Raw genomic sequence first — 21922 nt, forward strand, 5'->3', positions numbered from 1 at the left:
TCGGCCGTATGGAACTCTGCTGGAAAAAGTGGCTTTCAGCTGCGGCTATGGCCTCGCCTGGTCGACGAACGGGCGATGAAAACGACTATAGAGGACCGGTTGCTCTTGACCGTTGTGCGACCGGTGATTACTGTACGTTGTATGCAACAGCGGAATCGGAAACGTATCGAGGCGGGCATCGGCATCCGCAAGTTGTCGCTCTATCGCGAGGAGACGGTGCTCGAGTTGGGGAAGGCCCCCGCCAGCCCGGTTTCTCGCGCCAGCGTCGCAGCTGTGGTCGCGAACCCGTGGGTGGGCACCGGTGTCACCACCGATTTGTCGGCGGAAGTCGGTGAAGTCGCGCCTCTGCTGGCGAAACTGCTGACCGATCGGCTCATCGATGCGCTCGGTGGCGCCGATCGGATCGAGGCCTTCGGCAAGGCTGCGATCGTCGGTACCGCCGGCGAGATCGAACACGGTGGCGCGCTGATCCACACGCCGTACTTCGGGAATCTCATGCGCGAGTTCCTGCAGGGGGAGTCGATCATCTGCTTCGCGGACACCAGGGCCGAGGCAGGCGAAGAACTGATCGTCCCGATGTGGCACAAGGAGCACGCCGCCACCCGAAGCCACTACCAGACCGTGAGTGCGCGAGTGCCGGACGCACCACGCGCCGACGAGATCGTCGTCATTGCTGCCGCATCGACCGGCCCCCGCCCGCATCCGCGCATCGGAGACCGCGCAACCGACCCCGCTATCACCGCTCAGACTCTGGAGGCAGTCCTTTCATGAACGTTCGCAAGATCATCACGATCGTCGAAGAGATCCTGACCGAAGGCGGTCGACCGGTGTCGCCCGCCGCCCGCGTGGCCATCGTGGCTGCCGTCATCGAAAACCCGTGGTCGGGGCAAGGTTACGTCGAGGACCTCGGTCCGGGCATCGACCAGACCGCGTCGGCGGCGGGTGCACTGCTGGCGCCGAAGGTGCTCGAGGCGCTCGGCGCGCCCGCCGAGGCATACGGGAAGGCCGCGATCGTGGGATTGAACGGGGAGATCGAGCACGGCTCGGGTCTGATTCACACGCTGAAGTTCGGTGACCACTTCCGCAAGGCTGCGAACGCGACGACCCTGCTTCCCGCCGTCGAGAAGCGCGGGCCGGCGGGCATCGTGTTCGACATCCCGCTCAAGCACATCACCGACGCGACGATCCGCTCCCACCACCAGACGGTGGAGGTCCGGATCGCCGATGCGCCGCACCCGAACGAGATCGTGATCGCGCTGGCGGCCGCTGCGCAGGGACGCCCCCAGCAGCGCCTGGCACCGCTGACGACCGAGCAGTAGTCGGCACCTCCCATGAGCAAGCCAACCATGGTGCTGCTGCACGGCGTCGGGCTCGATCACACGATGTGGGAGCCTGCCGCCGCGTTGCTCGCGGACCGGTACACGCTGATCACTCCCGACCTCCCCGGGCACGGCTCGCGGCCTCCGGCGGGTGCGGGCACCACGCTGGCAGACCTCGCCGAGGGTGTGGCCGGCGAGATCCCGCCGGGCTCGCACCTGGTGGGCTTCTCGCTCGGCGCCCTCGTCGCCCAGTACCTGGCACTGCACCGCCCCGAACTGGTGGCGACCCTGACATCGGTGAGTTCGGTCTGCCGCCGCACCGACGACGAACGGGCGGCCGTCCTCGCCCGATTGACGACCGCCGAGGCGGACTTCGCGGCCAGCGCCGCGGCATCGCTCACGCGCTGGTACGAGGGCACGCAGGTCGGGGAGGACTGGGTTCGCCGAACGCGGGAGACGTTGTCGGCGAACGATGTCGCATCCTTCGTCAACTGCTATCGCGTCTTCGCGACCGGGGACGCCGAACTCGGCCCCGCCCTGTCCACGATCACCGTTCCGGCGTTGGCCGTGACGGGCAGTGACGATCCCGGGTCCACCCCGGAGATGACACATCGACTCGCAGCGGCGTTGCCCGACTGCCGGTCGGTGATCATTCCCCGTGCGCGGCACATGCTTCCCATCGAGCGTCCCGAAGCGCTCGTCGACTGCATCACCACTTTCATCGGAGAGCACGCACATGTCTGATCTCGAACAGCTACAACACTTCATCGGTGGAGAGCGGGTCACGCCGAAATCCGGCGAGTACTTCGAGAGCACGAACCCGGCCACTCGGCAGCCGCTGTACCGGGCGGCCCGCGGCAACGCTGCGGACATCGACCGCGCCGTGGCGGCAGCGAAGGCGGCGTTCGAGGATTCGCGATGGCGCGATCTCAGTCAGACGCGCCGCGGGCATCTGCTCCGCCGTCTCGGCGACCTTATCGGTGAGAACGCCGAAGAACTTGCCCGGATGGAGGTTCTGGACAACGGCAAGCTTCTGCGTGAGATGCGCGGGCAGCTGGCCTCGTTGCCCGAGTATTACTACTACTACGCCGGATTGGCGGACAAGATCCAGGGTGACGTCGTCCCGACGTCCGACCGCAAGGTGCTCAACTACACCTCGCGTGAGCCGCTCGGTGTGGTCGGGGCGATCACCCCGTGGAACTCTCCGCTGACACTGACGACCAGCAAGCTGGCGCCCGCACTGTGCGTCGGGAACACCGTCGTCATCAAGCCGTCGGAATACACGTCGCGGTCTGCACTGCGACTCGCGGAACTGACTGTGGAGGCGGGCTTTCCCGCGGGCGCCGTCAACGTCGTCACCGGGTTCGGAGCCGAGGCCGGCCAGGCCCTGGTCGACCACCCGGATCTGGCGAAGATCTCGTTCACCGGGAGCACGGCAACAGGCGCCCGAATCGCCGCGGCGACCGCGAGTCGTTTCATCGGCTCGACGCTCGAGCTCGGTGGGAAGTCGCCGAACATCGTCTTCGACGATGCCGACGTGGCGAACGCGTCGATGGGTGTGGTTGCGGGCATCTTTGCGGCCGCCGGGCAGACCTGTATCGCGGGAAGCCGGGTGTTCGCCCACCGTGCCGTCTACGACGAGCTGCTCGAACGCGTCGCCGAGCGCGCCAGGACGATTCGGATCGGCGACCCGCTCGACGACGCGACCGAACTCGGACCGCTCGCCTTCGCGGACCAGCGCGACAAGGTGGCGGGTTACGTCGATCTCGGCCGCAGCGAGGGAGCCCGGGTCGTCACCGGCGGAAACGCCTGCGACGGAGGCGGGCTCGGCGGCTACTTCTACGAACCGACAGTCCTCGTCGACGTCGACAACGACATGCGCGTCGTCCGTGAGGAGATCTTCGGTCCGGTTGCGGCGATCATGCCGTTCGAGACCGAGGAGGAAGTGATTCGGCTCGCCAACGACACCGAGTACGGCCTCGCCGCCGGTGTGTGGACGACGAATCTGTCGCGGGCCCATCGCATGGCCTCGCGGCTCGAAGCCGGCACGGTCTGGGTGAACACCTACCGGGCGATGTCGCCGATGTCGCCGCGCCAGGGTTTCAAGAGCAGTGGTGTCGGCATCGAGCACGGCACCGAGACGATCAAGGAGTACACCCGGCTCAAGAGCGTCTGGATCAACACGAGCGAAGATCCCGTCGCGGATCCGTTCACCATGCGGAGCTGACCGTGCGCACTCCAGCATCACGATCGGCCGGGTCCGCACACCGCTGGATCCGCACATTGACCACACGATTTGCAGAGGAGGAACAGCTATGAGGTTTTCGCTGTTCGTGCACATGGAGCGTTGGGACGAGAGCGTCACCCACCGCCAACTGTTCGAGAACCTGACCGAGCTGACGGTGATGGCCGAGGCCGGCGGATTCGAAACAGTGTGGATCGGTGAGCACCACGCGATGGAGTACACGATCGCGCCCAGCCCCATGCCGCTGCTCGCGTATCTGGCCGGCCAGACGTCGACGATCCGGCTCGGCGCGGGCACGATCATAGCCCCGTTCTGGCACCCGATCCGCGTCGCGGGCGAGTGCGCGCTGCTCGACGTCATCAGCAACGGGCGCATGGAGGTCGGGCTGGCCCGCGGCGCCTACCAGTTCGAGTTCGACCGCCTCGCCGGCGGACTGCCTGCCGGCGACGGGGGCAAGCACCTGCGCGAACTCGTGCCCGCGGTCCGCGAACTGTGGAAGGGGGACTACGCGCACGACGGCGAGATCTGGCAGTTCCCGACGTCGACGAGTGTGCCCAAGCCCGTGCAGAAGCCGATGCCGCCGATGTGGGTGGCCGCTCGTGATCCGGCCTCACACGACTTCGCGGTGGCACAGGGATGCAACGTCATGGTGACCCCGCTGATGAAGGGTGACGAGGAAGTCGCCGACCTGAAGGGCAAGTTCGACACCGCCGTCGCGAACCACCCCGAGGTGCCGCAGCCGGAGATCATGGTTCTTCGCCACACCTACGTGCATCCGGCCGACGATCCGGAGGGCTGGCGGCCCGCTGCCGAAGGCATCCAGAAGTTCTATCGGACGTTCGACGCCTGGTTCGGGAACAAGACCGATCCGGTCAACGGCTTCCACGAACCCAGCCCCGAGTCGAAGTTCGCGGAACGGCCCGAGTTCTCCCCGGAGTCTCTGCACAAGACCGCGATGATTGGAACGCCGGAAGAAGTCATCGACCGTCTGCGGTACTACGAGGAGCTCGGCATCACCGAATTCAGCTTCTGGACCGACAACACCCTCTCCCACGAGGAGAAGCGCAAGTCCCTCGAACTGTTCATCAACGAAGTGATCCCCGCCTTCCGCTGATGCCGGCCTGGGTCCTGCCCGACCGTGTGCACCGCGGGCGGGCGGGACCATCGGTCTCGACGAGCAGGGTGCGTCGGCGATGTACGGTTGACATGCAAGATACATGACACAGTGCTGGAGGGGACCGATGGACGTCGCGACGTCGCGAAGACTCGACACGAGCAACTTCCAGGAACGCGCGGCCGACGGACTGCGGCAGATGATCATCTCGGGCGAGTTGGCACCCGGGCAATCGCTGTCCGAAGTCTCCCTCGCCGAAACCTTCGGGATCAGTCGCACACCGATCCGCGAGGCCCTCAAGCAACTGCAGATCGAGGGGTTGGTCGAGATCCGCCCTCGGGTCGGCACGTTCGTCGCTGTGCCTTCCCGGCGTGAGATCAACGAACTCTTCGAGATGAAGCAACTCCTCGAGGGCGGTGCCGCACGCTTGATGGCCGCCCGCGGGGAAGTGCCCGAACTCACCGCCATGAAGGCGAATGTCCGCGAGGCCGACGCCGCAGTGGAGGCGGGCGACACCGAGCGCTACGCCCAACTGGTCCACGACTTCCACGAGATCCTCATCGCCGGTGCGGACAACGGGAAGCTCGCCACCCACTACCGGCTCCTGATGAACCAACTCGCCTACGGGCGACTCGTGAAGACCTCACTCTCGCAACCCGGCCGGTCACTCGAGTCCGAACGCGAACACCACACCGTCCTCGAATTGATCATCGCCAAGGACGGCATCGGAGCCGAGAACTACATGCGACGTCACGTCCAGGCCAGTCAGCAAGCGCTCATGTCGCAACTCGACAGCTGATCGAAGGCCTTCCCCCGGATCCGATTGTGAGAACGATCCACCTGTCCGATCCCGCTCGCCGGACGGACGCTGCGGCTTACGATTGAGATTCAAGCCCTGCGGCTCATTCCCTCTGATCGCGTGCCCAGCCGAGTACATCCCACGGAATCCGACAGCCGGTCTCGCCAAGAGAGCGAGTAGCCGGTGCGTCGAGTATCGGAGGGATGCAATGAGTGCAACACCCACTTTGAAGAAGGCGCTGAGCCAGCGGCAGCTGACGATGATTGCGATCGGCGGGGTGATCGGCGCAGGCCTGTTCGTCGGCTCGGGTGTCGTCATCGGCGACACCGGGCCGGGGGCGTTCATTACCTATGCGCTTGCCGGGGTCCTGATCATCATGGTCATGCGGATGCTGGCCGAGATGGCGGTGGCCAACCCGTCGACCGGATCGTTCGCCGATTATGCCCGCGCCGCGTTGGGCAACTGGGCCGGCTTCTCCGTCGGCTGGTTGTACTGGTACTTCTGGGTGATCGTCGTCGGTTTCGAGGCGATCGCCGGCGCGACGATCATCCAGTACTGGATCGACATCCCGTTGTGGTTGTCGGCGTTGGTTCTGATGATTCTGATGACGGCGACGAATCTGTTCTCGGTGTCGTCGTTCGGTGAGTTCGAATTCTGGTTCGCCGGGATCAAGGTGGCCGCGATCGTGGTGTTCATCGGGCTGGGCACACTGTTCGTGTTGGGGGTGTGGCCGAACAAATCGCTCGATTTCTCGAACCTGTGGAGCCATGACGGGTTCCTGCCGTTCGGCGCCATGGCCATCACCGTCGGTGTGGTGACGGTGATCTTCTCCATGGTCGGCGCCGAAATCGCGACGATCGCGGCCGCGGAATCGGCGGATCCGGAGCGGGCGGTGACCAAGGCCGCGAACTCGGTGATCGTGCGGATCGCCGTGTTCTTCGTCGGCTCCACGTTCCTGCTGGCGACGATCCTGCCGTGGAACGACGAGGAGGCGGCCGCGTCCCCCTTCGTCGCCGCGTTCACCGAAATGGGGATCCCGTACGCCGACCACATCATGAACGCCGTGGTGTTGACGGCGGTGCTGAGCTGTCTCAACTCGGGCATGTACACCGCCTCACGCATGTTGTTCGTGCTCGCTGCGCGCCGGGAGGCGCCCGCGCAGCTGGTCAGGGTGACCCGGCGCGGGGTTCCTGCCATCGCGATACTCGCGTCCTCGGTCGTCGGTTTTCTGTGCGTCATCGCCGCGGCAGTCTCACCGGACACCGTCTTCGTCTTCCTGCTGAACTCCAGCGGTGCGGTCATCCTGTTCGTCTACCTGCTCATTGCCGTCTCCCAGATCGTCCTGCGGTACCGCACCCCGGACTCGGAGCTTCGGGTCAAGATGTGGCTGTTCCCGGTGTTGTCGATCATCACCGCGGCCGCGATCGTGGCGATCCTGGTGCAGATGTATCTGCAAGACGATGTGCGGTCGCAACTGGTGCTGAGCCTGTTGTCGTGGGCCGTCGTCATCGTGCTGTTCCTCGCCAACAAGTGGTTCGTGGGCCGGCGGCCCGTCGTGGAAGGGGTCGCGGCGACGACACGTCCGCACCGCGTGCTGGTGCTCGCGAACCAGACCGTCCAGTCCAAGGAAATGCTCGACGAGCTTCGTCGCATCGACGCGGATCGGGATGCCACCTACTTCGTGGTCGTGCCTGCCAGCCCGATCGAGACCGGAACCGCCGCCACCCACGGTCCACTCGACGTCGCGGAAGCGACCCGAGAGGTCGCACAGCGGCGGTTGGACGACACGCTGGCGACACTCCGCGCGGAGAACCTCGAAGCCGACGGCGAGTTGGGCGACTACCGGCCGCTGCGGGCCCTGGCCGCCGCCGTCGACTCGTTCCGTCCGGATCAGATCGTCATCTCGACACTGCCACCCGAAGAGTCGGTGTGGCACCGCTTCGACGTCGTGGACCGCGCCCGCGCCGAGCACAGCGTGCCGGTGACGCACGTCGTCGTCACCCCGGTCGCCGCAGGGAGAGCCCCCCGATGACGATCATCGCCGGCTTCAGCTCGAGCCGTCAGGGCACCGCACCCCTCAACCTGGCAGTGCAGATATCACGCTGGACCGGCGACAAGGTTGTGGCCGCGGCGATCGTGGAACGGCCGTGGCCGGCGAAGGACGACCCCATCGAACGCGAATATCTGGGCTACGTCACCGAGCAGGCTTCGCACGCCCTGGACAGGGTGGTCGGCCAGCTGCCCGGGGGCCCGGACATTCCCCGCGTCGTCCACCAATCCGATTCCATTCCAACAGGGTTGATCGAACTCGTCACCGCCCACGACGCGCGTCTCGTGGTTGTCGGGTCGTCGTCGTCCGGGCTGCTGGGCAGGGTGACGCTGGGCAGCGTCACCGAACGGCTGGTCCACACCGCGGCGGTGCCCGTCGCGATCGCTCCGCGCGGCTACCCGCCGGTGCCGGAGTCGATCCGCCGGATCACCGTCGCGTACGGAGGCGAGGCCGACGTGAACGGCCTCGTTGCCGCCACCGCCGAACTGGCGAGGCAGTGGCCGGTGCAGTTGCGAATCGTGTCGTTCACGGTGCGGCCGATGACGATGTTCGGCGGCGCGATCGAGCGATCGACGGAGGACCTCGTCGTACAACAGTGGGCTCGCCGGACGCGCGCCGATATCATCAAGCAGCTCAACGCAGTTCGCGCCCGAATTCCGGTTCCCGACGTGGACGTCGTGGTCGGCAGCGGCCACGACTGGCGCGAAGCGGTGGAGGCCGTCTCCTGGGAAGCCGGCGACATGCTGGCGCTGGGTTCGGGCGCGGCCGGACCCGCGGCCCACGTATTCCTCGGCTCGGCCGCCTCGAAGATCCTGCGTCACGCTCCGGTGCCCGTGCTGATCGTTCCCAGAAACAAGGTGACGGCCTAGGCGTCGTTCGTGCCCATCCGGGAGAAAACATGCCGTGAAACGACTATCCCGCTCGTTCATGGGTATTACTTCCGTACCAATCCGTGTCGCAGGGGAGGGACCATGACAGCCGAGAACCAGGGCGACCGCACCGACGTCGACAAGGCGTTGCTCGGGCACACCACCTATCGCAGCCTCGGCGAACAGCATCTCTCACCCGCCGAGGAGCGATTCGAGAAGGGCCGCCGCACGATAGGGCTGTTTCTCGCACCACTGATCACGATCGCGTTCCTCGCCCTGCCGATCGACATACCGCCCAACCAGCAGACGTTGGCCGGCGTGCTGCTCGGCGTCATCGTGCTGTGGGTGACCGAGGCGGTGCCGATCCCGATCGGCGGGCTGCTCGGGGTGGCGATCGTGGTGTTTCTGGGCGTGGCGCCGGCCGACGAGGTCCTCGCCGCGTTCGGGTCGTCGACGATCTTCACGTTCATCGGAGCGTTCATCCTCGCCCAGGCGATGCTCAAACACGGCGTCGCACGGCGGTTCGCGTTTCGGATCCTGACCCTGCCGCGTGTCGGCCAGTCCACCACCGGAGTGATCGTCGCGTTCGGCGCGATCACGTGCGGGCTCTCGGCGTTCGTATCCAACACCGCGACCGTGGCCATGCTGCTGCCCACCGCCCTGGGCATCCTCGGCGTCATCGCGAAACTCATGCAGCGCCGCGGCGTCGTCGCCGCGGACTTCGACCCGTTGCGTCTCCGGGTGGGTGCCGCGATCATGCTGATGCTCGCGTACAGCGCAAGCGTGGGCGGCCTGCTGACACCGGTCGGGAGCCCACCCAATCTCATCGGACGCGGGCTCATCGAGGAGGCCACGGGGGAGCGGATCAGCTTCGGGCAGTGGATGGTGATGGCCATCCCGATCTGCCTGCTGATGTTCATCGCGCTCGCCATCATCCTGCTGCGCCTCAACAAGCCGGAGATTCGGCGGATCGAGGGCGTCGCCGATTACCTGGCGGAACAGCGCGCGGAAATGGGTCCGCTGTCGCGTGCCGAGAAGAACACCCTCATCGCGTTCGGAGTCACGGTGACGCTGTGGATTCTGCCCGGTGTCGTCGCGGTGATCGCCGGCAACGACTCGGACCTCTACGGCACGATCAGCGACCGACTCGACGAGGGCATGGTCGCGGTCTTCGGGGCGGCGTTGCTCTACCTTCTGCCGACCGATTGGGAGAATCGGGAGTTCACGCTGACCTGGCGGGACGCAGCGAAGATCGACTGGGGCACGATCGTGCTGTTCGGCAGCGGCATCATCTTCGGCGCACTGCTCGCCGACACCGGACTCGCCGAGACGATCGGCACCTCCGTCGCGGACTCGCTGGGCCTGACGAGCGTCGTCGCCATCACCGTCTTCGCGGTGCTGCTGGCCATCGCCGTGTCGGAGACGACGAGTAACACGGCGTCGGCGGCGGTCGTGGTGCCGATCGTGATCCCGGTGGCGTTGGCGGCCGGGGTCAACCCCTTCGTGCCTGCGCTCGCGGCCACGTTCGCCGCATCGTTCGGCTTCATGCTGCCGGTCTCGACGCCGCAGAACGCCGTGGTCTACGGCTCCGGAGCAGTCCGGATCACCACGATGATCCGAAGCGGAATCACCTTCGACATCGTCGGTGCAATTCTGATCATCGTCTTCCTGCCCTTGATGATCGGAGTGGTCGGCCTCGGCGGTGGGTGATCAGCCGGTACGGACTCCCAGTACCCGAAGGGCCAGTTCCTCGATTTCGTCTCGGTACCGCGGTCGGGTGTGCAGGTGCCGCAACCGCGAAAGGTCGTTGACCAACCCGATCGCGGCGAGCACCGTAGTCCGGGTTTCGTGGGTGTCGGTGCCGAGGAGATGTACCCACTCGTCGATGTACTCGCGTTGAGCCGTGCGTGACTGCGACTGTGCCTCTTCGGGTAAATTCGTCGACTCCTCGATGAGGATGCCGATGGCACTGTCGGGTGCCGACACGGCCGAGGCGTACGAGTGCACCACCAGAGCGAGCGCGTCCTCGCGGGAGCGCGCACCGGCAAGCGCCTGGACCAACCCCATCCGCAGGGACTCGGTGCCTCGGACGAGGATCGCCTGGAGCACCTCGGCCTTGCCGGAGAAGTAGGTGTAGATGCTCGAACTCGCCATCCCCGCGGCGGCGCCGATGTCGTCCATCGTCACCGACTGGTAGCCGCGCCGCCTGAACAGGGAGATGGCGGCGGTCAACAGGGTTTCACGACGGGAAGCGTGAGCGAAGCCGGAGACGTATGCCTCCTCGGCAGGTATCTCCTCGGCGTGCCGGATCGGAGCGCTCCGCAGCCGTTCGCACAGCTCCAGCAGCAGGCTCTCCAAGCGTTTGCGCGGCAAGGTCGTTCGGTGCCGGGCGGGACTGAGGGCGACGCTCGACATGGCCCAGGCCAGCAAGTCGGCGTCCGCAGTGGTGAGGTCGGGGCGTTCGGAGCGGAGGGCGTCGGCGATGCGTGCCGGGACCGACTGAACGGCCGTCCGCACCTCGGCCCGGCGTTCGGGAGCGAGGTGGCGGGCTTCCTGGTCGAAGAGGACCGCGCGGAAGTCGTTGTCGAGGCAGTAGCGGAACAGGGCCAGACAGTTCGAGGCCGAGTCCTCGGGGTCGACGTCGTCGAGGGTGGCCGTGATCGACGAGACGGCATTGAGTATCGCCTGTGCCAGAAGGTCCTGCTTGTTCGGGAAATGGCGGTACAGCGCCCCCGCGGTGATTCCCACCGCGGAGGCGATGTCCTCCATGTTCACCCCGTGGTAGCCGCGTCGCCCGAATTGCTCTCGGGCCACCGTGATGATCTGCGCTTTACGGTTGCGCGGCCGCGGTGTCTTCTTGGCGGACGGCTCGACAGCAGGTGTGTCGTCCGATGTGTCGATCGTCATTGCAGCCTCGGGGTGTCAGTGCGCGGTGCGGTCGGCCAGGTCGGAGAACCGCCGGCGGAGTTCTCTCTTGAGTATCTTGCCAGCCGGCGAGACCGGCATCTGCTCCACGATCGTGATGCTCCGTGGCGACTTGTACCCGGCGATCAGTTTCTTGGAGTGGGCTCGCACGTCGTCGCAGGTCAGTGACGTGCCAGGTTTCATCACCAGAAACGCGTGCACCCGCTCGCCGAACCGATCGTCGGGAACACCGATCACCGCACACTGCACCACATCGGGATGAGAGGCGAGAGCATTCTCGACTTCGGTCGAGTACACGTTCTCTCCCCCGGAAATGATCATGTCCTTCAGTCGGTCCACCACGAACAGGTAGCCGTCCTCGTCCATGTAGCCGCCGTCGCCGGTGTACAGCCAGCCGTCGCGCAGCGCCGCCGCGGTCTCTTCCGGTCGATTCCAGTAACCGGTCATGATGTTGCCGCCGCGGGCAATGATCTCGCCGACGTCGCCGCGGGGGAGTTCGTTGCCACGGTCGTCGACAACCCGCACCTCGACGTGACCCATCGGCCGACCGGCCGAATTGAGCCGGGTGGCCGCGTGGTGGTCGTCGGCGCTGAGCGAGGTGAGTCCGGGGCCGGCCTCGGTCATCCCGTAACCCTGCACGAAATCAGCTTTCGGGAAGGCGCGCTGGGCCTGGCGTAGCAGGGTCTCGGAGATCGGGGACGCGCCGTACTGAATTGCGGTGATGCTGGACAGGTCGCGGATCTCGCGCTCCGGGTGGCGCAGCAACATCTGGATCATGGTCGGTACCAACAGCATCGAGTTGATCCGCTGCTCTTCGATCAGTCGCAGCGCCGCGGCCGGTTCGAACGACGGCAACATCACCAGGATGCCACCGGCGATGTTCTGGCCGTTCCAGCTGGCCAGTGCAGCGAGGTGGAACATGGGTGCGGACAGCAGGGCGCGGCCGCCTGCGACGGCGGTGTGGTTGGCGGCCAGCGACCCGAGGCTCGCGGTCATCAGGTTGAGGTGGGTGAGCATGACGCCTTTGGGGCGGCCGCTGGTACCACCGGTATAGAAAATCCCTGCCAGGGTGTCTCCGCCCACGCGCAGGTCTTCGACGGGTTCCGCGGTGGCGACCAGGTCTTCGTAACGGAGAAGCCCGTCCGGTGTCGGTTGGTCGCCGCAGTGCACCACTGCTCGCAGCGACGGGAAGAATGTGCGAATCTCGTCCAGCAGCGGTACGAAGGTGTCGTCGACCAGCAGTACCGCCGTCTGTGAGTCTTCGAGGGCGAACGCGATCTCGGCGGCGCTCCAGCGAGTGTTGAGCGGGTTGACCACGCCTCCTATCCACCAGGTGGCGAAGAAGTACTCGTGGTACCGGTCGGAATTGAGCGACAGCATGCCGACGCGGTCGCCGACCCCCACACCGAGACCGAGCAGAGCGCCCGCGAGGCGGGCGACCCTGTCTCCGGTCTCGCTGCTGGTGTGGATGCGGTCCCCGCACACGGTCATGGGCTGGTTCGGGCGTTGCTGCACCGCGCGATGCAGTGACTGAGTCAAGTACATGGGGACCCCTCCTGTCGGGGATGGTTAGCGGCTGCCGCCGTCGCAAACCAGGCACTGGCCGCTGACGTAGTCGGTCTCGGGCAGGCACAGGGCGAACACTGCGCCCGCTGCCTCGTCGGGACGGCCGGCCCGGCCCAGCGGGATGGACCGCTCGGCTGCAGCGAGCAGCTGCGGGTTGACGCCGACCTTGATCTCCCGGCCTTCGACGTCGATGGTGGCGTTGCCGTCCGCCGACGCCTCCGTCAGGCGGGTGTTGATCAGGCCGTAGGCGACCGCGTTGACATTCACCCGGTAGCGGCCCCACTCGCGGGCGAGGGTCTTGGTCAGTCCGATGATGCCGGCCTTGGCGGCGGCGTAGTTGGACTGGCCGGCGTTGCCGACGACACCGGCGTTGGAGGAGATGTTGACGACCTTGCGGTGGTAGTCGGTAGGGTTCGCCTTGATGTACGGCTGCGCCGCACGCAGAATCTGGAACGGTGCCTTCAGGTGCAGATCCAGGATGGTGTCCCATTGCTCGTCGGTCATCTTCTGGATGACGTTGTCCCAGGTGAAGCCGGCGTTGTTGACGATGATGTCGAGGCCGCCGAAGGTGTCGACGGCGGTGGCGACGAAGCGGTCCGCGAAGCCTTCCTCGGTGACGGAACCGACACTGGCGACGGCCTTACCGCCGGCTGCGACAATCTCCTCGACCGTCTCCTTGGCCGGGCCCGGGTCGAGGTCGTTGACGACGACGCTGGCGCCCTCGGCCGCAAACTTCATGGCGATGGCACGGCCGATGCCGCGGCCGGATCCGGTGACGATGGCTGTCCTGTTGTCGAGCTTGCCCATGAGCGGGACTTCCTTTCGGTGGTGTGGCGAAGGTCAGGCGGCGACGACGGCGTCGCCGCGGAGGGTGACCGTTCCGTCGGCGAGGGTGACGGTGAGGTCCAGATGGGCCAGGCCGTCCTCGACCTTGGTCACGGTTCCGGTGCACGTCGGCTTCGCGTGCAGCGGGGTGATGGCGGCGAATCGTACGCCGTAGGAGCAGAGTCGTTCCTGGGGAACGTAATTGGTCAGCAGTCGGCCGAGGTAGGCCATCGACAGCATGCCGTGGGCGAACACGTCGTCCATGCCACCGGAGCGCGCGACGTCGAGATCGATGTGCATCGGATTGTGGTCACCGGAGGCGCCGGCGTAGAGCGCGAGCGTGGTGCGGCTGATGCCGGCGAGCTGCAATTCCGGGAGGGAGTCGCCTGTTTTCATTTTTCCGCCTTCGGGTTTCGGACGACGAGGGTGTTGGTGAGGCGGGCGATCGGCTCACCGTCGCGGGTGACGTCGACCGTTCGGACGAGGAAGTCCAACGCTCCGTTCTTCTTCGAGTACACGTCGGTAACGGTGCCGTTGTAGGCCAGCGTGTCGCCGGCGTAGGCCGGCGAGTGGTATTTGAACGCCTGCTCGCCGTGCAGCACGTACCGCATGTCGATCCCGAGTTCGCAGATGAGGGCGAACGGGTCCGGCTTCTCCATGTCCAGGCAGAACAGGAAGGTCGGCGGCACGAGTACATCGCGGTGCCCGGCCGCCTTGGCGGCCTCGGTGTCGAAGTAGATCGGGTTGGTCTCGCCGATGGCCTGCGCGAAGAAGCGCAGACGTCCGCGCTCGACGACCACTTCGTGACCGGGGATCACCTTGCCGATGACGGCCGGATCGAGTGCCACGTCAGCCCACCTTCTTGAAGATGCTGACCACACACGCGCCGCCGAGCCCGAGGTTGTGCTGCAGGGCGATCCGCGCGCCCTCCACCTGACGCGCCCCCGCCTGACCGCGAAGTTGCCACACGAGTTCGGCGCACTGGGCCAGTCCGGTGGCGCCGAGCGGGTGCCCCTTGGAGAGCAGACCACCCGACGGGTTGGTGACCACGCGGCCGCCGTAGGTGTTGTCGCCGTCGAGGATGAACTTCTCGGCGGTGCCCTCGGGGGTCAGACCCAGTCCCTCGTAGGTGATGAGCTCGTTGGCGGAGAAGCAGTCGTGCAGTTCGACGACCTGTACGTCCTCGGGGCCGATGCCCGCGGCCTCGTAGACCTGGGCGGCGGCCGCTGCGGTCATGTCGTAGCCGACCACCTTCATCATGTCCCGGTCCTCGAACGTGCTGGCGGTGTCGGTCGTGAGGGCCTGCGCCTCGATCACCACGTCCGCCGCCAGCCCGTGCTTGCGGGCGAACTCTTCGCTGCACACCACTGCCGCTGCGGCGCCGCAGGTCGGTGGGCAGCACTGGTATCTGGTCAAGGGGCCGAAGATGTGCGGCGACTCGAGCACCTGCTCCTCCGTGAGCAGGTCGCGGAAGACGGCATTGGGGTTGTTGGCCGCGTGCTTGCGGGCCTTGACCGAGATCTTCGCGAACGTCTCCGGCTTCGTGCCGTACTTCTGCATGTGGGAAACGCCCGCGCCGCCGAACAGCTGGGCCGCGTGCGGGGACGTCTCGTCGACGCCCTGAATCTCCGTCATCAGGTCGTCGAATCGGAACATCGGCGCCGGGCGGTCGTCCCAGACCCGCTTGAGCGCACCGGGTTTCATCTGCTCGAACCCGACGGCCAGAGCGCACTCGACGGCACCACTGGCGACGGCCTGGCGGGCCAGGTACAGCGCCGACGAGCCGGTGGCGCAGTTGTTGTTGACGTTGAAGACGGGGATTCCGGTCAGCCCGAGTCCGTACAGCGCGGCCTGACCGGCCGTGGAGTCGCCGTACACGTACCCCGCGTAGGCCTGCTGAACGAGGGAGTACTCGATCCCGGCATCACGCAATGCTGCGCGGGCAGCCGTCTCGCCCATGACGTTGTAGTTCTCGCTCTTGCCGGGCTTGGTGAACGGGATCATCCCGACTCCGGCGACGTGGACCTTGCGAGTCATATCTGACCCCTCTCTGATCGAATCAATATTTACTTAACACGACCGGGCGGATTCTGTCCACCACGCTCTCCCCGCCGTCTTGCAGCTAATTTCCTAGCTCAAAGGCGTGATCGCGAGAAGTGTTCGACGTCTTTCAGTGAACTATTGCCCTTTGAGGCCGGATGATGATTTACTTTTTCGAACCGGGGTGGTTCGCGTCACAGTTCGCTCCGAGTCCCCGCGTCTCCGCGCCGCGCAGCCGTCGCCATTGCCCGAAAGGATCGATGAGAATGACATCGAGCAAGCAGGACGTTCCCCCCGTTGTGTCACCCGAAGTAGGAGGGGAGTCCCGCGTGCGGGCCTGGGGCCTCACCGGAATTCTGGTGCTGTTGGTCGTCGTCAACTGGGCCGACAAGGCCGTCTTCGGGCTGGTTGCCCAGCCGCTGGCCACAGAGTTCGGTCTGACCTCCGCCCAGATCGGGCTCGTAGGCAGTGCATTTTTCCTGGCATTCACCGTTGGCGGCTTCTTTGCCGGGGTGTTGCACAAGTGGATGTCGTTGCGCTGGCTGCTACTGCTGTTGTGCCTGGCCTGGGCGGCGTCGATGGTGCCGCTGGTGGTCGTTGCCGGCTTCACGATGCTGTTGATCAGCCGGATGGCGCTGGGATTCTTCGAGGGGCCGTCGGGGGCGCTGATCCATACCGGCGCCTACTCCTGGCATCCCGTAGAGAAGCGTGGGCTGCCCGGCGCTTTCCTGGCTTCCGGTGCGTCGATCGCCAAGATTCTGATCGCCCCACTGATGGCCCTGGCCGTCGCGAACTGGGGGTGGCGATCCACGTTCCTCATCCTCGCCATGGTCAGCGTGGTCTGGTCCGTCGTGTGGCTCGTGACCTGGCAAGGAGGGCCCTACGGCAAGCGCCCCGTCAAGAAGGCCGCCGCGAACTTCGACACCGCTGCGCCGACCGCCGACCCCAAGGTGCCATGGTCCCGGATCCTCCGGACACCGACATTTCTCGGCGCGCTCGCCGCAGTCTTCACCATGTACGCTCTCGTCACCGTCGTGCTGACGTGGTTGCCGTCCTACTTCGAGGTCGGCCTGGGCTATTCGCGGGTGCAGGCCGGCACCATGTTCGGGATCCCCAGCATCGCCGGACTGTTCTTCATGTTCCTGTGCACCTCGGTCAGTGACCGGCTGTTGGTGCGCGGCGCCAGTTCCCGGGTGCTGCGCGGCATCGTGCCGGGAATCGCACTGCTGCTGTGCGGCGTCGCACTGATCACCATGCCGTACATCCAGACGCCCATCGTCGCGGTGATGGTTGTCTCGATCGGCTACGGTGTCGGCACCGTCATCATCCCGCTGTTCAATGCCGCGATTTCGGAGATCTGCCCGCCGCAACAGATGGCAGGCGTGCTGGGCGTGTTCATGGCGATGATGGCCACCGGCGGCCTGATCGCCCCGTACCTCACCGGCGTCATCGTCGACAATGCCGCCACCCCCGCCGGCGGCTACGCCTCGGCCTTCCAGATCTTCGGCATCGCCGCCGTCATCGGCGCGATGATCGCCCTCCTCACCGTCAACTCCGACCGCGACCGCGCCCGAATCCTCGGCTGACGCGGCCGCATTCCCCAAACCCGTCCACGTTTGTTCGCAGAAAGAAGGAAAAGACATGCAGCGCATCGTGTTCAACCAGGAACATGAAGACTTCCGCAAAGTCATCCGTGACTTCATCGAGTCGCAGGTCACGCCGAACTTCGCCGACTGGGAGCGCGAGGGCATGGTGCCGCGCGACTTCTACCGTCAGCTCGGCAAGCTGGGCGTGCTCGGAATGACCGTACCCGAGTCCTACGGTGGAGCCGGTGAGACCAGCTTCAAGTACCAGGCGGTGCTCTCCGAGGAGACCGCCCGCGCCGCAGTCAGTTTCGGTGCATTCGGCGTGCACACCGGCCTGGTGCTGCCCTACTTGCTCACCTACGGCACCGAGGAGCAGAAGCAGCGCTGGCTGCCCGGGTTCGTCAGCGGGGACATGATGACCGCCATCGCGATGACCGAGCCGAGCACCGGCTCGGACCTCGCCGGCATCAAGACCACCGCCCGGCTGTCGGAGGACCGCACCCACTACATCCTCAACGGCGCCAAGACCTTCATCACCGGAGGCGTTCAAGCCGACCGCGTCCTCGTCGTCTGCCGCACCTCCCCGGCTACCGAGGAGAACCGCCGCGCCGGCCTCAGCATCCTCGCCGTGGACACCACGAGCGAGGGCTACGAGGTGGGTCGCAAGCTCGAGAAGATCGGCATGCGCACCTCCGACACCGCCGAGCTTTCCTTCACTGACGTGCGGGTGCCTGTCGAGGATCTGCTCGGCGAAGAGGGCGCAGCGTTCGGCTACCTGGCCAACAACCTTCCGCAGGAGCGCCTGATGATCGCGGTCACCACGACCGCCGCCGCCACCGGCGCCATCACCTTCGCCTCCGACTACGTGCGTGACCGCAAGGTGTTCGGCAAGCCCGTCGCCGACTTCCAGAACACCAAATTCGTCATCGCCGAATGCATCGCCAAGGTGGAGGCCGCGCAGGCCATGGTGGACCGGGCCATCGAGCTGCACGAGACCGGCGACCTGAGCGTCGCCGATGCCGCCAAGGCGAAGCTGTTCTGCACCGAGAACGCCGGCGAGATCATCGACAAGTGCCTGCAGCTGCACGGCGGATACGGCTACATGCTCGAATACCCCATCGCCCGGCTGTACGCGGACACCCGCGTCTCGCGGATCTACGGCGGCACCAACGAGGTCATGAAGACGATCATCGCCAAGTCGGCGGGTTTCTGACCCAGTCCCGCAGGAGCTTTCGCCCTCACGAACAGGAGCATTCACGTGATCGATCCCCGGGTCCGCACCCTCGACTTCGAGACGTACCGGCAGGTGATTCGCGACTTCACCGACGACGAACTGATCCCGCGGGAGCATGAGATGGTCGCCGCCGGTGCGGTGCCCCCGGACCTCGTCCGACGGATGAGCGAGCTCGGTCTGTTCGGCATCACCCTGCCCACCAGCGTCGGGGGTCTGGGGTGGACCGTCGAGCAGCAGGTGCTTCTGACGTTCGAGTTCACCCGATCCTCGGCGGTGTACCGGTCGCGGTTCTCGACGAGCATCGGGCTGGCCGCGCAGATCCTGCTCGAATACGGCACCGACGCGCAGCGCGAGAGGTACCTCCCCGCGATGGCGGCCGGGGAGTGCGTGATGGCCTTCGCGCTCACCGAGGAGTACGCCGGGAGCGACGCGTCCGCGGTACGGACCACCGCGACCCGGACGCGTGGCGGCTACGTCATCGACGGGGAGAAGCGCTACATCACCAACGGCGGGTGGGCGGACGTGCTGGTGGTGTTCGCCCGCACCGAGGACGGCGGTGTCTCGTCGTTCCTGGTGGATCGGGACACTCCCGGCGTGCAGACCCGGTTGCCCGAGTTGATGAACGGTCACGCCGAGGGGCCCGTCGCCGAGGTCAGTCTGCGTGGGGTGCGAGTAGACGCAGACCGGCTGATCGGAGGGGTGGAAGGCCTGGGAATGACGCACGCCATGCGCGGGATCAACCAGGCCCGCACCCACGTCGCGGCCACCGCCGTCGGTCAGGCCACGCGCTTGCTCACCGAGGCCGTGCGGCACGCCGGTGAGCGGGAGCAATTCGGGCAACCCCTGGCCGAGTTCGGCGCCGTCCAGGCCATGCTCGGTCGCAGCTACGCAGAGCTCGAGGCGGGACGGTCGATGATCCTGGATTGCGCCCGCGAATTCGACGCCGGCACCCCGCCGCGGCATCGCATTTCGGCGGCGAAACTCTATTGCACCGAGATGGCATCCGTCGTGGCCGACCGGGCGGTCCAGGTGCTCGGCGGAGCCGGCATCGTGGGCGAACACCCGGTGCCGCGCATGTGGCGTGACGTGCGGGCGCTGCGCATCTACGAGGGTGCCTCGCAGATCCACGAGCGCAACCTCGCTCGGGCACTGCCCACCCTGCTGTCCACCACGCAACCCGCTCGAGTCGGCTGAACATTCAGCGTCACAACATGTTCCATCGCCCAGAAGTAGAGGGAGAATTCATGGCGACCACCCCCTGCACCGGACCACTCACCGGTGTCCGCATTGTCGAACTCGCCGGCATCGGTCCCGGCCCGCACGCTGCGACGTTGCTCACCGACCTCGGCGCCGACGTGGTCCGTGTACAGCGCGCCGGCCTGCTGCCGACAGCCGGGCAGCCCCGCGACCAGACCCACCGCGGCCGCCGCGTCGTGGAAGCGAATCTCAAAGACCCCGCCGACATCGAACTCGTCCTCGGCCTCGTCGAGCGGGCAGACGTGCTCATCGAAGGCTTCCGCCCCGGCGTCACCGAGCGCCTGGGTCTGGGCCCGGACGTCGCACTGGCGCACAACCCGCGCCTGATCTACGGCCGGATGACCGGCTGGGGGCAGGAAGGTCCACTCGCCCAGACGGCCGGCCACGACATCAACTACATCTCGCTGACCGGTGTGCTGCACGCGATCGGCAGGAAGGGCGAGCGCCCGGTGCCGCCGCTGAACATGGTCGGCGACTTCGGCGGCGGCTCGATGTTCCTCGTGTTCGGCATCCTCGCCGCGCTGATCGAGCGCCACACGTCGGGCAAGGGTCAGGTCGTCGACGCGGCCATGGTGGACGGCACCCTGGCGTTGTCGCACATGATCTGGAGCTTCCGCGGTATGGGCCGGTGGTCGGACGAGCGCGGGGTGAACATGCTCGACACCGGCGCGCCGTACTACGACACCTACGAAACCGCGGACGGCCGATACATGGCCGTCGGTGCGGTCGAACCACAGTTCTACGCACTGCTGGTGGAGGGTCTGGGACTGGACCCGGTCGATCTACCGGCCCAGAACGATCGGACCGGCTGGCCGCAGCTGCAGAAACAGTTCGCCGAGGTGTTCCTCACCAAGACCCGCGACGAATGGGCGGCGATCTTCGACGGCACCGACGCCTGCACCACACCGGTGCTGACCTTCGCCGAGGCACCCCAGAACCCGCACATCGCCGCGCGCGGATCCCTCGTCGAACTGGACCGGGTCACCCAGCACCGGCCCGCGCCGCGATTCTCCCGCAGCGAGCCCGGGCTACCCGGCCCCCCGGCCACCGAAGCGGTCGACGCCGCCACGCTGTGGAACTGAAGTGACAGCCGACGCGCAGCTCGACGCGGAACAGGCGACAGCCAGATCGGCACACACCGCTCAACCGTTCTTCGCTCGTGCAGGTTCGGGGTACGAGCCGAGGGCGGCCGCCATCAGCGGATGGGCGGCGGACATGGTGTCCGGTCCGGCGGTGCTGGGTTTGCTTGCCCACGCCATCGAGGGTGAGTACAAGCAGGATGAATTCTTCGCCACCCGAGTGACCGCGGATCTCTTTCGTCCGGTGAGGATGGGTCGGATCGATGTTCGATCACGGATCATCCGGTGGGGAAACCGAATTCGACTTGTCGAAGCGGAATTGATTCAGTCGGATGAAGCCGTGGCCAGGGCCACGGTTGCTTTCTACCGGAAGTCGAGGAACGCAGCAGGAGCGCATTGGGTCGACTCCCGCGTCCCTCAGCCTCCCTCGCCGGCCGAGCATGTCGGCGAGCGGTTGATCGGCACCAGTGGGGAGAATTCCGACTGGGGGCCGTTGCCGCACGGAGGACCGGCTTGGCGAACCTCTGATCGGAAACGGATCTGGACGACAGGGTGGTCGGTGATCGCAGGAGAAGCGACCACCCCCTTCGTGCGTGCAGCAATGATCGCCGACTTGACCAATTTGGTAACCAACATGGGCACCGAGGGCATCGGATACATCAACGGTGACGTCACGCTGGCGCTGACCAGACTGCCGGAGGGGATCGAACTCGGACTGGAAGCCGACAGCCACCGCGCGTGCGACGGAGTCGCGGTGGGCTCGGCAACCATGTTCGACCGCGACGGCCCTCTGGGGATCTGCACCGTTTCCGCAATCGAGAACGACCGCAGAACGCTACAGCGACCACCGCTCGTTCCGGCCGCGCAATCTCACCCGCACCCCGTTGTTACAGCCCCGGCAGTTCGTTCCGGGTGACGTTTTGGCTCCCCTAGGGTGCCTGGTGTGCGTGGCGGCACGACCACATTCTTGAAACCGATCACGACGATCCCGGTCTCGAACGACCGGCATCACGG

General features: G+C 66.2%; 20 protein-coding genes. 14 read left to right on the plus strand and 6 right to left on the minus strand.

The window, feature by feature from the left end; translation table 11 throughout:
* Positions 1-141 precede the first annotated feature (141 nt).
* From QM693_RS01765 to QM693_RS01805, 9 genes are all read left to right on the plus strand, one after another.
* Complete coding sequence (locus QM693_RS01765; RefSeq protein ID WP_280779729.1) at positions 142-771, plus strand: amino acid synthesis family protein; 630 nt, start codon at positions 142-144, stop codon at positions 769-771.
* Positions 768-1319 carry an amino acid synthesis family protein gene (locus QM693_RS01770; RefSeq protein ID WP_242322572.1) on the plus strand — a complete coding sequence of 184 codons (552 nt, stop codon included), beginning with the start codon at positions 768-770 and terminating at the stop codon, positions 1317-1319. The genes QM693_RS01765 and QM693_RS01770 overlap by 4 nt, the downstream gene beginning before the upstream one ends.
* A 12-nt stretch (positions 1320-1331) precedes the next feature.
* Positions 1332-2063: an alpha/beta fold hydrolase gene (locus tag QM693_RS01775; RefSeq protein WP_265146496.1), complete on the plus strand. Its 732-nt coding sequence runs from the start codon at positions 1332-1334 to the stop codon at positions 2061-2063.
* Positions 2056-3546: an aldehyde dehydrogenase gene (locus tag QM693_RS01780; protein WP_283351157.1), complete on the plus strand. Its 1491-nt coding sequence runs from the start codon at positions 2056-2058 to the stop codon at positions 3544-3546. Before QM693_RS01775 ends, QM693_RS01780 begins: the two co-directional genes overlap by 8 nt.
* 88 nt (positions 3547-3634) lie before the next feature.
* Complete coding sequence (locus tag QM693_RS01785; RefSeq protein ID WP_242322573.1) at positions 3635-4678, plus strand: LLM class flavin-dependent oxidoreductase; 1044 nt, start codon at positions 3635-3637, stop codon at positions 4676-4678.
* 127 nt (positions 4679-4805) lie between these two features.
* Positions 4806-5477 carry a GntR family transcriptional regulator gene (locus QM693_RS01790; protein WP_283351158.1) on the plus strand — a complete coding sequence of 224 codons (672 nt, stop codon included), beginning with the start codon at positions 4806-4808 and terminating at the stop codon, positions 5475-5477.
* A 208-nt stretch (positions 5478-5685) separates the two neighbouring features.
* The gene (locus QM693_RS01795; RefSeq protein WP_280779731.1) at positions 5686-7509 is read left to right on the plus strand and encodes an amino acid permease; all 1824 of its coding nucleotides are present in this window, start codon (positions 5686-5688) and stop codon (positions 7507-7509) included.
* Positions 7506-8396, plus strand: coding sequence for a universal stress protein (locus QM693_RS01800; protein WP_283351159.1), 891 nt, complete (start codon positions 7506-7508; stop codon positions 8394-8396). Before QM693_RS01795 ends, QM693_RS01800 begins: the two co-directional genes overlap by 4 nt.
* A 102-nt stretch (positions 8397-8498) precedes the next feature.
* Positions 8499-10106 carry an SLC13 family permease gene (locus tag QM693_RS01805; protein WP_283351160.1) on the plus strand — a complete coding sequence of 536 codons (1608 nt, stop codon included), beginning with the start codon at positions 8499-8501 and terminating at the stop codon, positions 10104-10106.
* Here QM693_RS01805 and QM693_RS01810 read toward each other — a convergent pair whose 3' ends face one another.
* The 6 genes from QM693_RS01810 to QM693_RS01835 are packed head-to-tail and all read right to left on the minus strand — an operon-like array spanning position 10107 to position 15749.
* On the minus strand, positions 10107-11303 hold the full coding sequence (locus tag QM693_RS01810; protein WP_283351161.1) for a TetR/AcrR family transcriptional regulator: 1197 nt from the start codon (positions 11301-11303) through the stop codon (positions 10107-10109).
* Between the two features lie 15 nt (positions 11304-11318).
* Positions 11319-12866 carry an acyl-CoA synthetase gene (locus QM693_RS01815; protein WP_283351162.1) on the minus strand — a complete coding sequence of 516 codons (1548 nt, stop codon included), beginning with the start codon at positions 12864-12866 and terminating at the stop codon, positions 11319-11321.
* Between the two features lie 24 nt (positions 12867-12890).
* A complete protein-coding gene (locus QM693_RS01820; protein ID WP_283351163.1) occupies positions 12891-13694 on the minus strand; it encodes an SDR family NAD(P)-dependent oxidoreductase in 804 nt (267 codons plus the stop codon).
* A 33-nt stretch (positions 13695-13727) separates the two neighbouring features.
* Positions 13728-14108, minus strand: coding sequence for a MaoC/PaaZ C-terminal domain-containing protein (locus tag QM693_RS01825; RefSeq protein WP_005254397.1), 381 nt, complete (start codon positions 14106-14108; stop codon positions 13728-13730).
* Positions 14105-14560, minus strand: coding sequence for a MaoC family dehydratase N-terminal domain-containing protein (locus QM693_RS01830; RefSeq protein WP_283351164.1), 456 nt, complete (start codon positions 14558-14560; stop codon positions 14105-14107). The genes QM693_RS01825 and QM693_RS01830 overlap by 4 nt, the downstream gene beginning before the upstream one ends.
* Position 14561: 1 nt before the next feature.
* Entirely contained in the window at positions 14562-15749 is a 1188-nt protein-coding gene (locus QM693_RS01835; protein ID WP_283332267.1) for a lipid-transfer protein, read from the minus strand.
* Between the two features lie 269 nt (positions 15750-16018).
* Between QM693_RS01835 and QM693_RS01840 the strand changes: the two genes are divergently transcribed.
* From QM693_RS01840 to QM693_RS01860, 5 genes are read left to right on the plus strand one after another with little or no spacing between them, the layout of a single operon-like run.
* The gene (locus QM693_RS01840; RefSeq protein ID WP_502942574.1) at positions 16019-17338 is read left to right on the plus strand and encodes an MFS transporter; all 1320 of its coding nucleotides are present in this window, start codon (positions 16019-16021) and stop codon (positions 17336-17338) included.
* A 55-nt stretch (positions 17339-17393) separates the two neighbouring features.
* The gene (locus QM693_RS01845) at positions 17394-18551 is read left to right on the plus strand and encodes an acyl-CoA dehydrogenase family protein (RefSeq protein WP_283351165.1); all 1158 of its coding nucleotides are present in this window, start codon (positions 17394-17396) and stop codon (positions 18549-18551) included.
* A gap of 45 nt (positions 18552-18596) precedes the next feature.
* Positions 18597-19766: an acyl-CoA dehydrogenase family protein gene (locus tag QM693_RS01850; protein WP_283351166.1), complete on the plus strand. Its 1170-nt coding sequence runs from the start codon at positions 18597-18599 to the stop codon at positions 19764-19766.
* 50 nt (positions 19767-19816) lie between these two features.
* The gene (locus QM693_RS01855) at positions 19817-20911 is read left to right on the plus strand and encodes a CaiB/BaiF CoA transferase family protein (RefSeq protein ID WP_283351167.1); all 1095 of its coding nucleotides are present in this window, start codon (positions 19817-19819) and stop codon (positions 20909-20911) included.
* Between the two features lies 1 nt (position 20912).
* On the plus strand, positions 20913-21824 hold the full coding sequence (locus QM693_RS01860) for an acyl-CoA thioesterase domain-containing protein (protein ID WP_283332263.1): 912 nt from the start codon (positions 20913-20915) through the stop codon (positions 21822-21824).
* The last annotated feature ends 98 nt before the right edge of the window (positions 21825-21922 follow it).

Source organism: Rhodococcus sp. IEGM 1305, assembly GCF_030058635.1.
Lineage (GTDB): Bacteria > Actinomycetota > Actinomycetes > Mycobacteriales > Mycobacteriaceae > Rhodococcus_F > Rhodococcus_F opacus_D.

Bases quoted from the DNA above. Each gene is read 5' to 3' on its own strand.
- QM693_RS01765 (WP_280779729.1), top strand. From the start codon at position 142: ATGCAACAGCGGAATCGGAAACGTATCGAGGCGGGCATCGGCATCCGC.
- QM693_RS01770 (WP_242322572.1), top strand. From the start codon at position 768: ATGAACGTTCGCAAGATCATCACGATCGTCGAAGAGATCCTGACCGAA.
- QM693_RS01775 (WP_265146496.1), top strand. From the start codon at position 1,332: ATGAGCAAGCCAACCATGGTGCTGCTGCACGGCGTCGGGCTCGATCAC.
- QM693_RS01780 (WP_283351157.1), top strand. From the start codon at position 2,056: ATGTCTGATCTCGAACAGCTACAACACTTCATCGGTGGAGAGCGGGTC.
- QM693_RS01785 (WP_242322573.1), top strand. From the start codon at position 3,635: ATGAGGTTTTCGCTGTTCGTGCACATGGAGCGTTGGGACGAGAGCGTC.
- QM693_RS01790 (WP_283351158.1), top strand. From the start codon at position 4,806: ATGGACGTCGCGACGTCGCGAAGACTCGACACGAGCAACTTCCAGGAA.
- QM693_RS01795 (WP_280779731.1), top strand. From the start codon at position 5,686: ATGAGTGCAACACCCACTTTGAAGAAGGCGCTGAGCCAGCGGCAGCTG.
- QM693_RS01800 (WP_283351159.1), top strand. From the start codon at position 7,506: ATGACGATCATCGCCGGCTTCAGCTCGAGCCGTCAGGGCACCGCACCC.
- QM693_RS01805 (WP_283351160.1), top strand. From the start codon at position 8,499: ATGACAGCCGAGAACCAGGGCGACCGCACCGACGTCGACAAGGCGTTG.
- QM693_RS01810 (WP_283351161.1), bottom strand. From the start codon at position 11,303: ATGACGATCGACACATCGGACGACACACCTGCTGTCGAGCCGTCCGCC.
- QM693_RS01815 (WP_283351162.1), bottom strand. From the start codon at position 12,866: ATGTACTTGACTCAGTCACTGCATCGCGCGGTGCAGCAACGCCCGAAC.
- QM693_RS01820 (WP_283351163.1), bottom strand. From the start codon at position 13,694: ATGGGCAAGCTCGACAACAGGACAGCCATCGTCACCGGATCCGGCCGC.
- QM693_RS01825 (WP_005254397.1), bottom strand. From the start codon at position 14,108: ATGAAAACAGGCGACTCCCTCCCGGAATTGCAGCTCGCCGGCATCAGC.
- QM693_RS01835 (WP_283332267.1), bottom strand. From the start codon at position 15,749: ATGACTCGCAAGGTCCACGTCGCCGGAGTCGGGATGATCCCGTTCACC.
- QM693_RS01840 (WP_502942574.1), top strand. From the start codon at position 16,019: ATGACATCGAGCAAGCAGGACGTTCCCCCCGTTGTGTCACCCGAAGTA.
- QM693_RS01845 (WP_283351165.1), top strand. From the start codon at position 17,394: ATGCAGCGCATCGTGTTCAACCAGGAACATGAAGACTTCCGCAAAGTC.
- QM693_RS01855 (WP_283351167.1), top strand. From the start codon at position 19,817: ATGGCGACCACCCCCTGCACCGGACCACTCACCGGTGTCCGCATTGTC.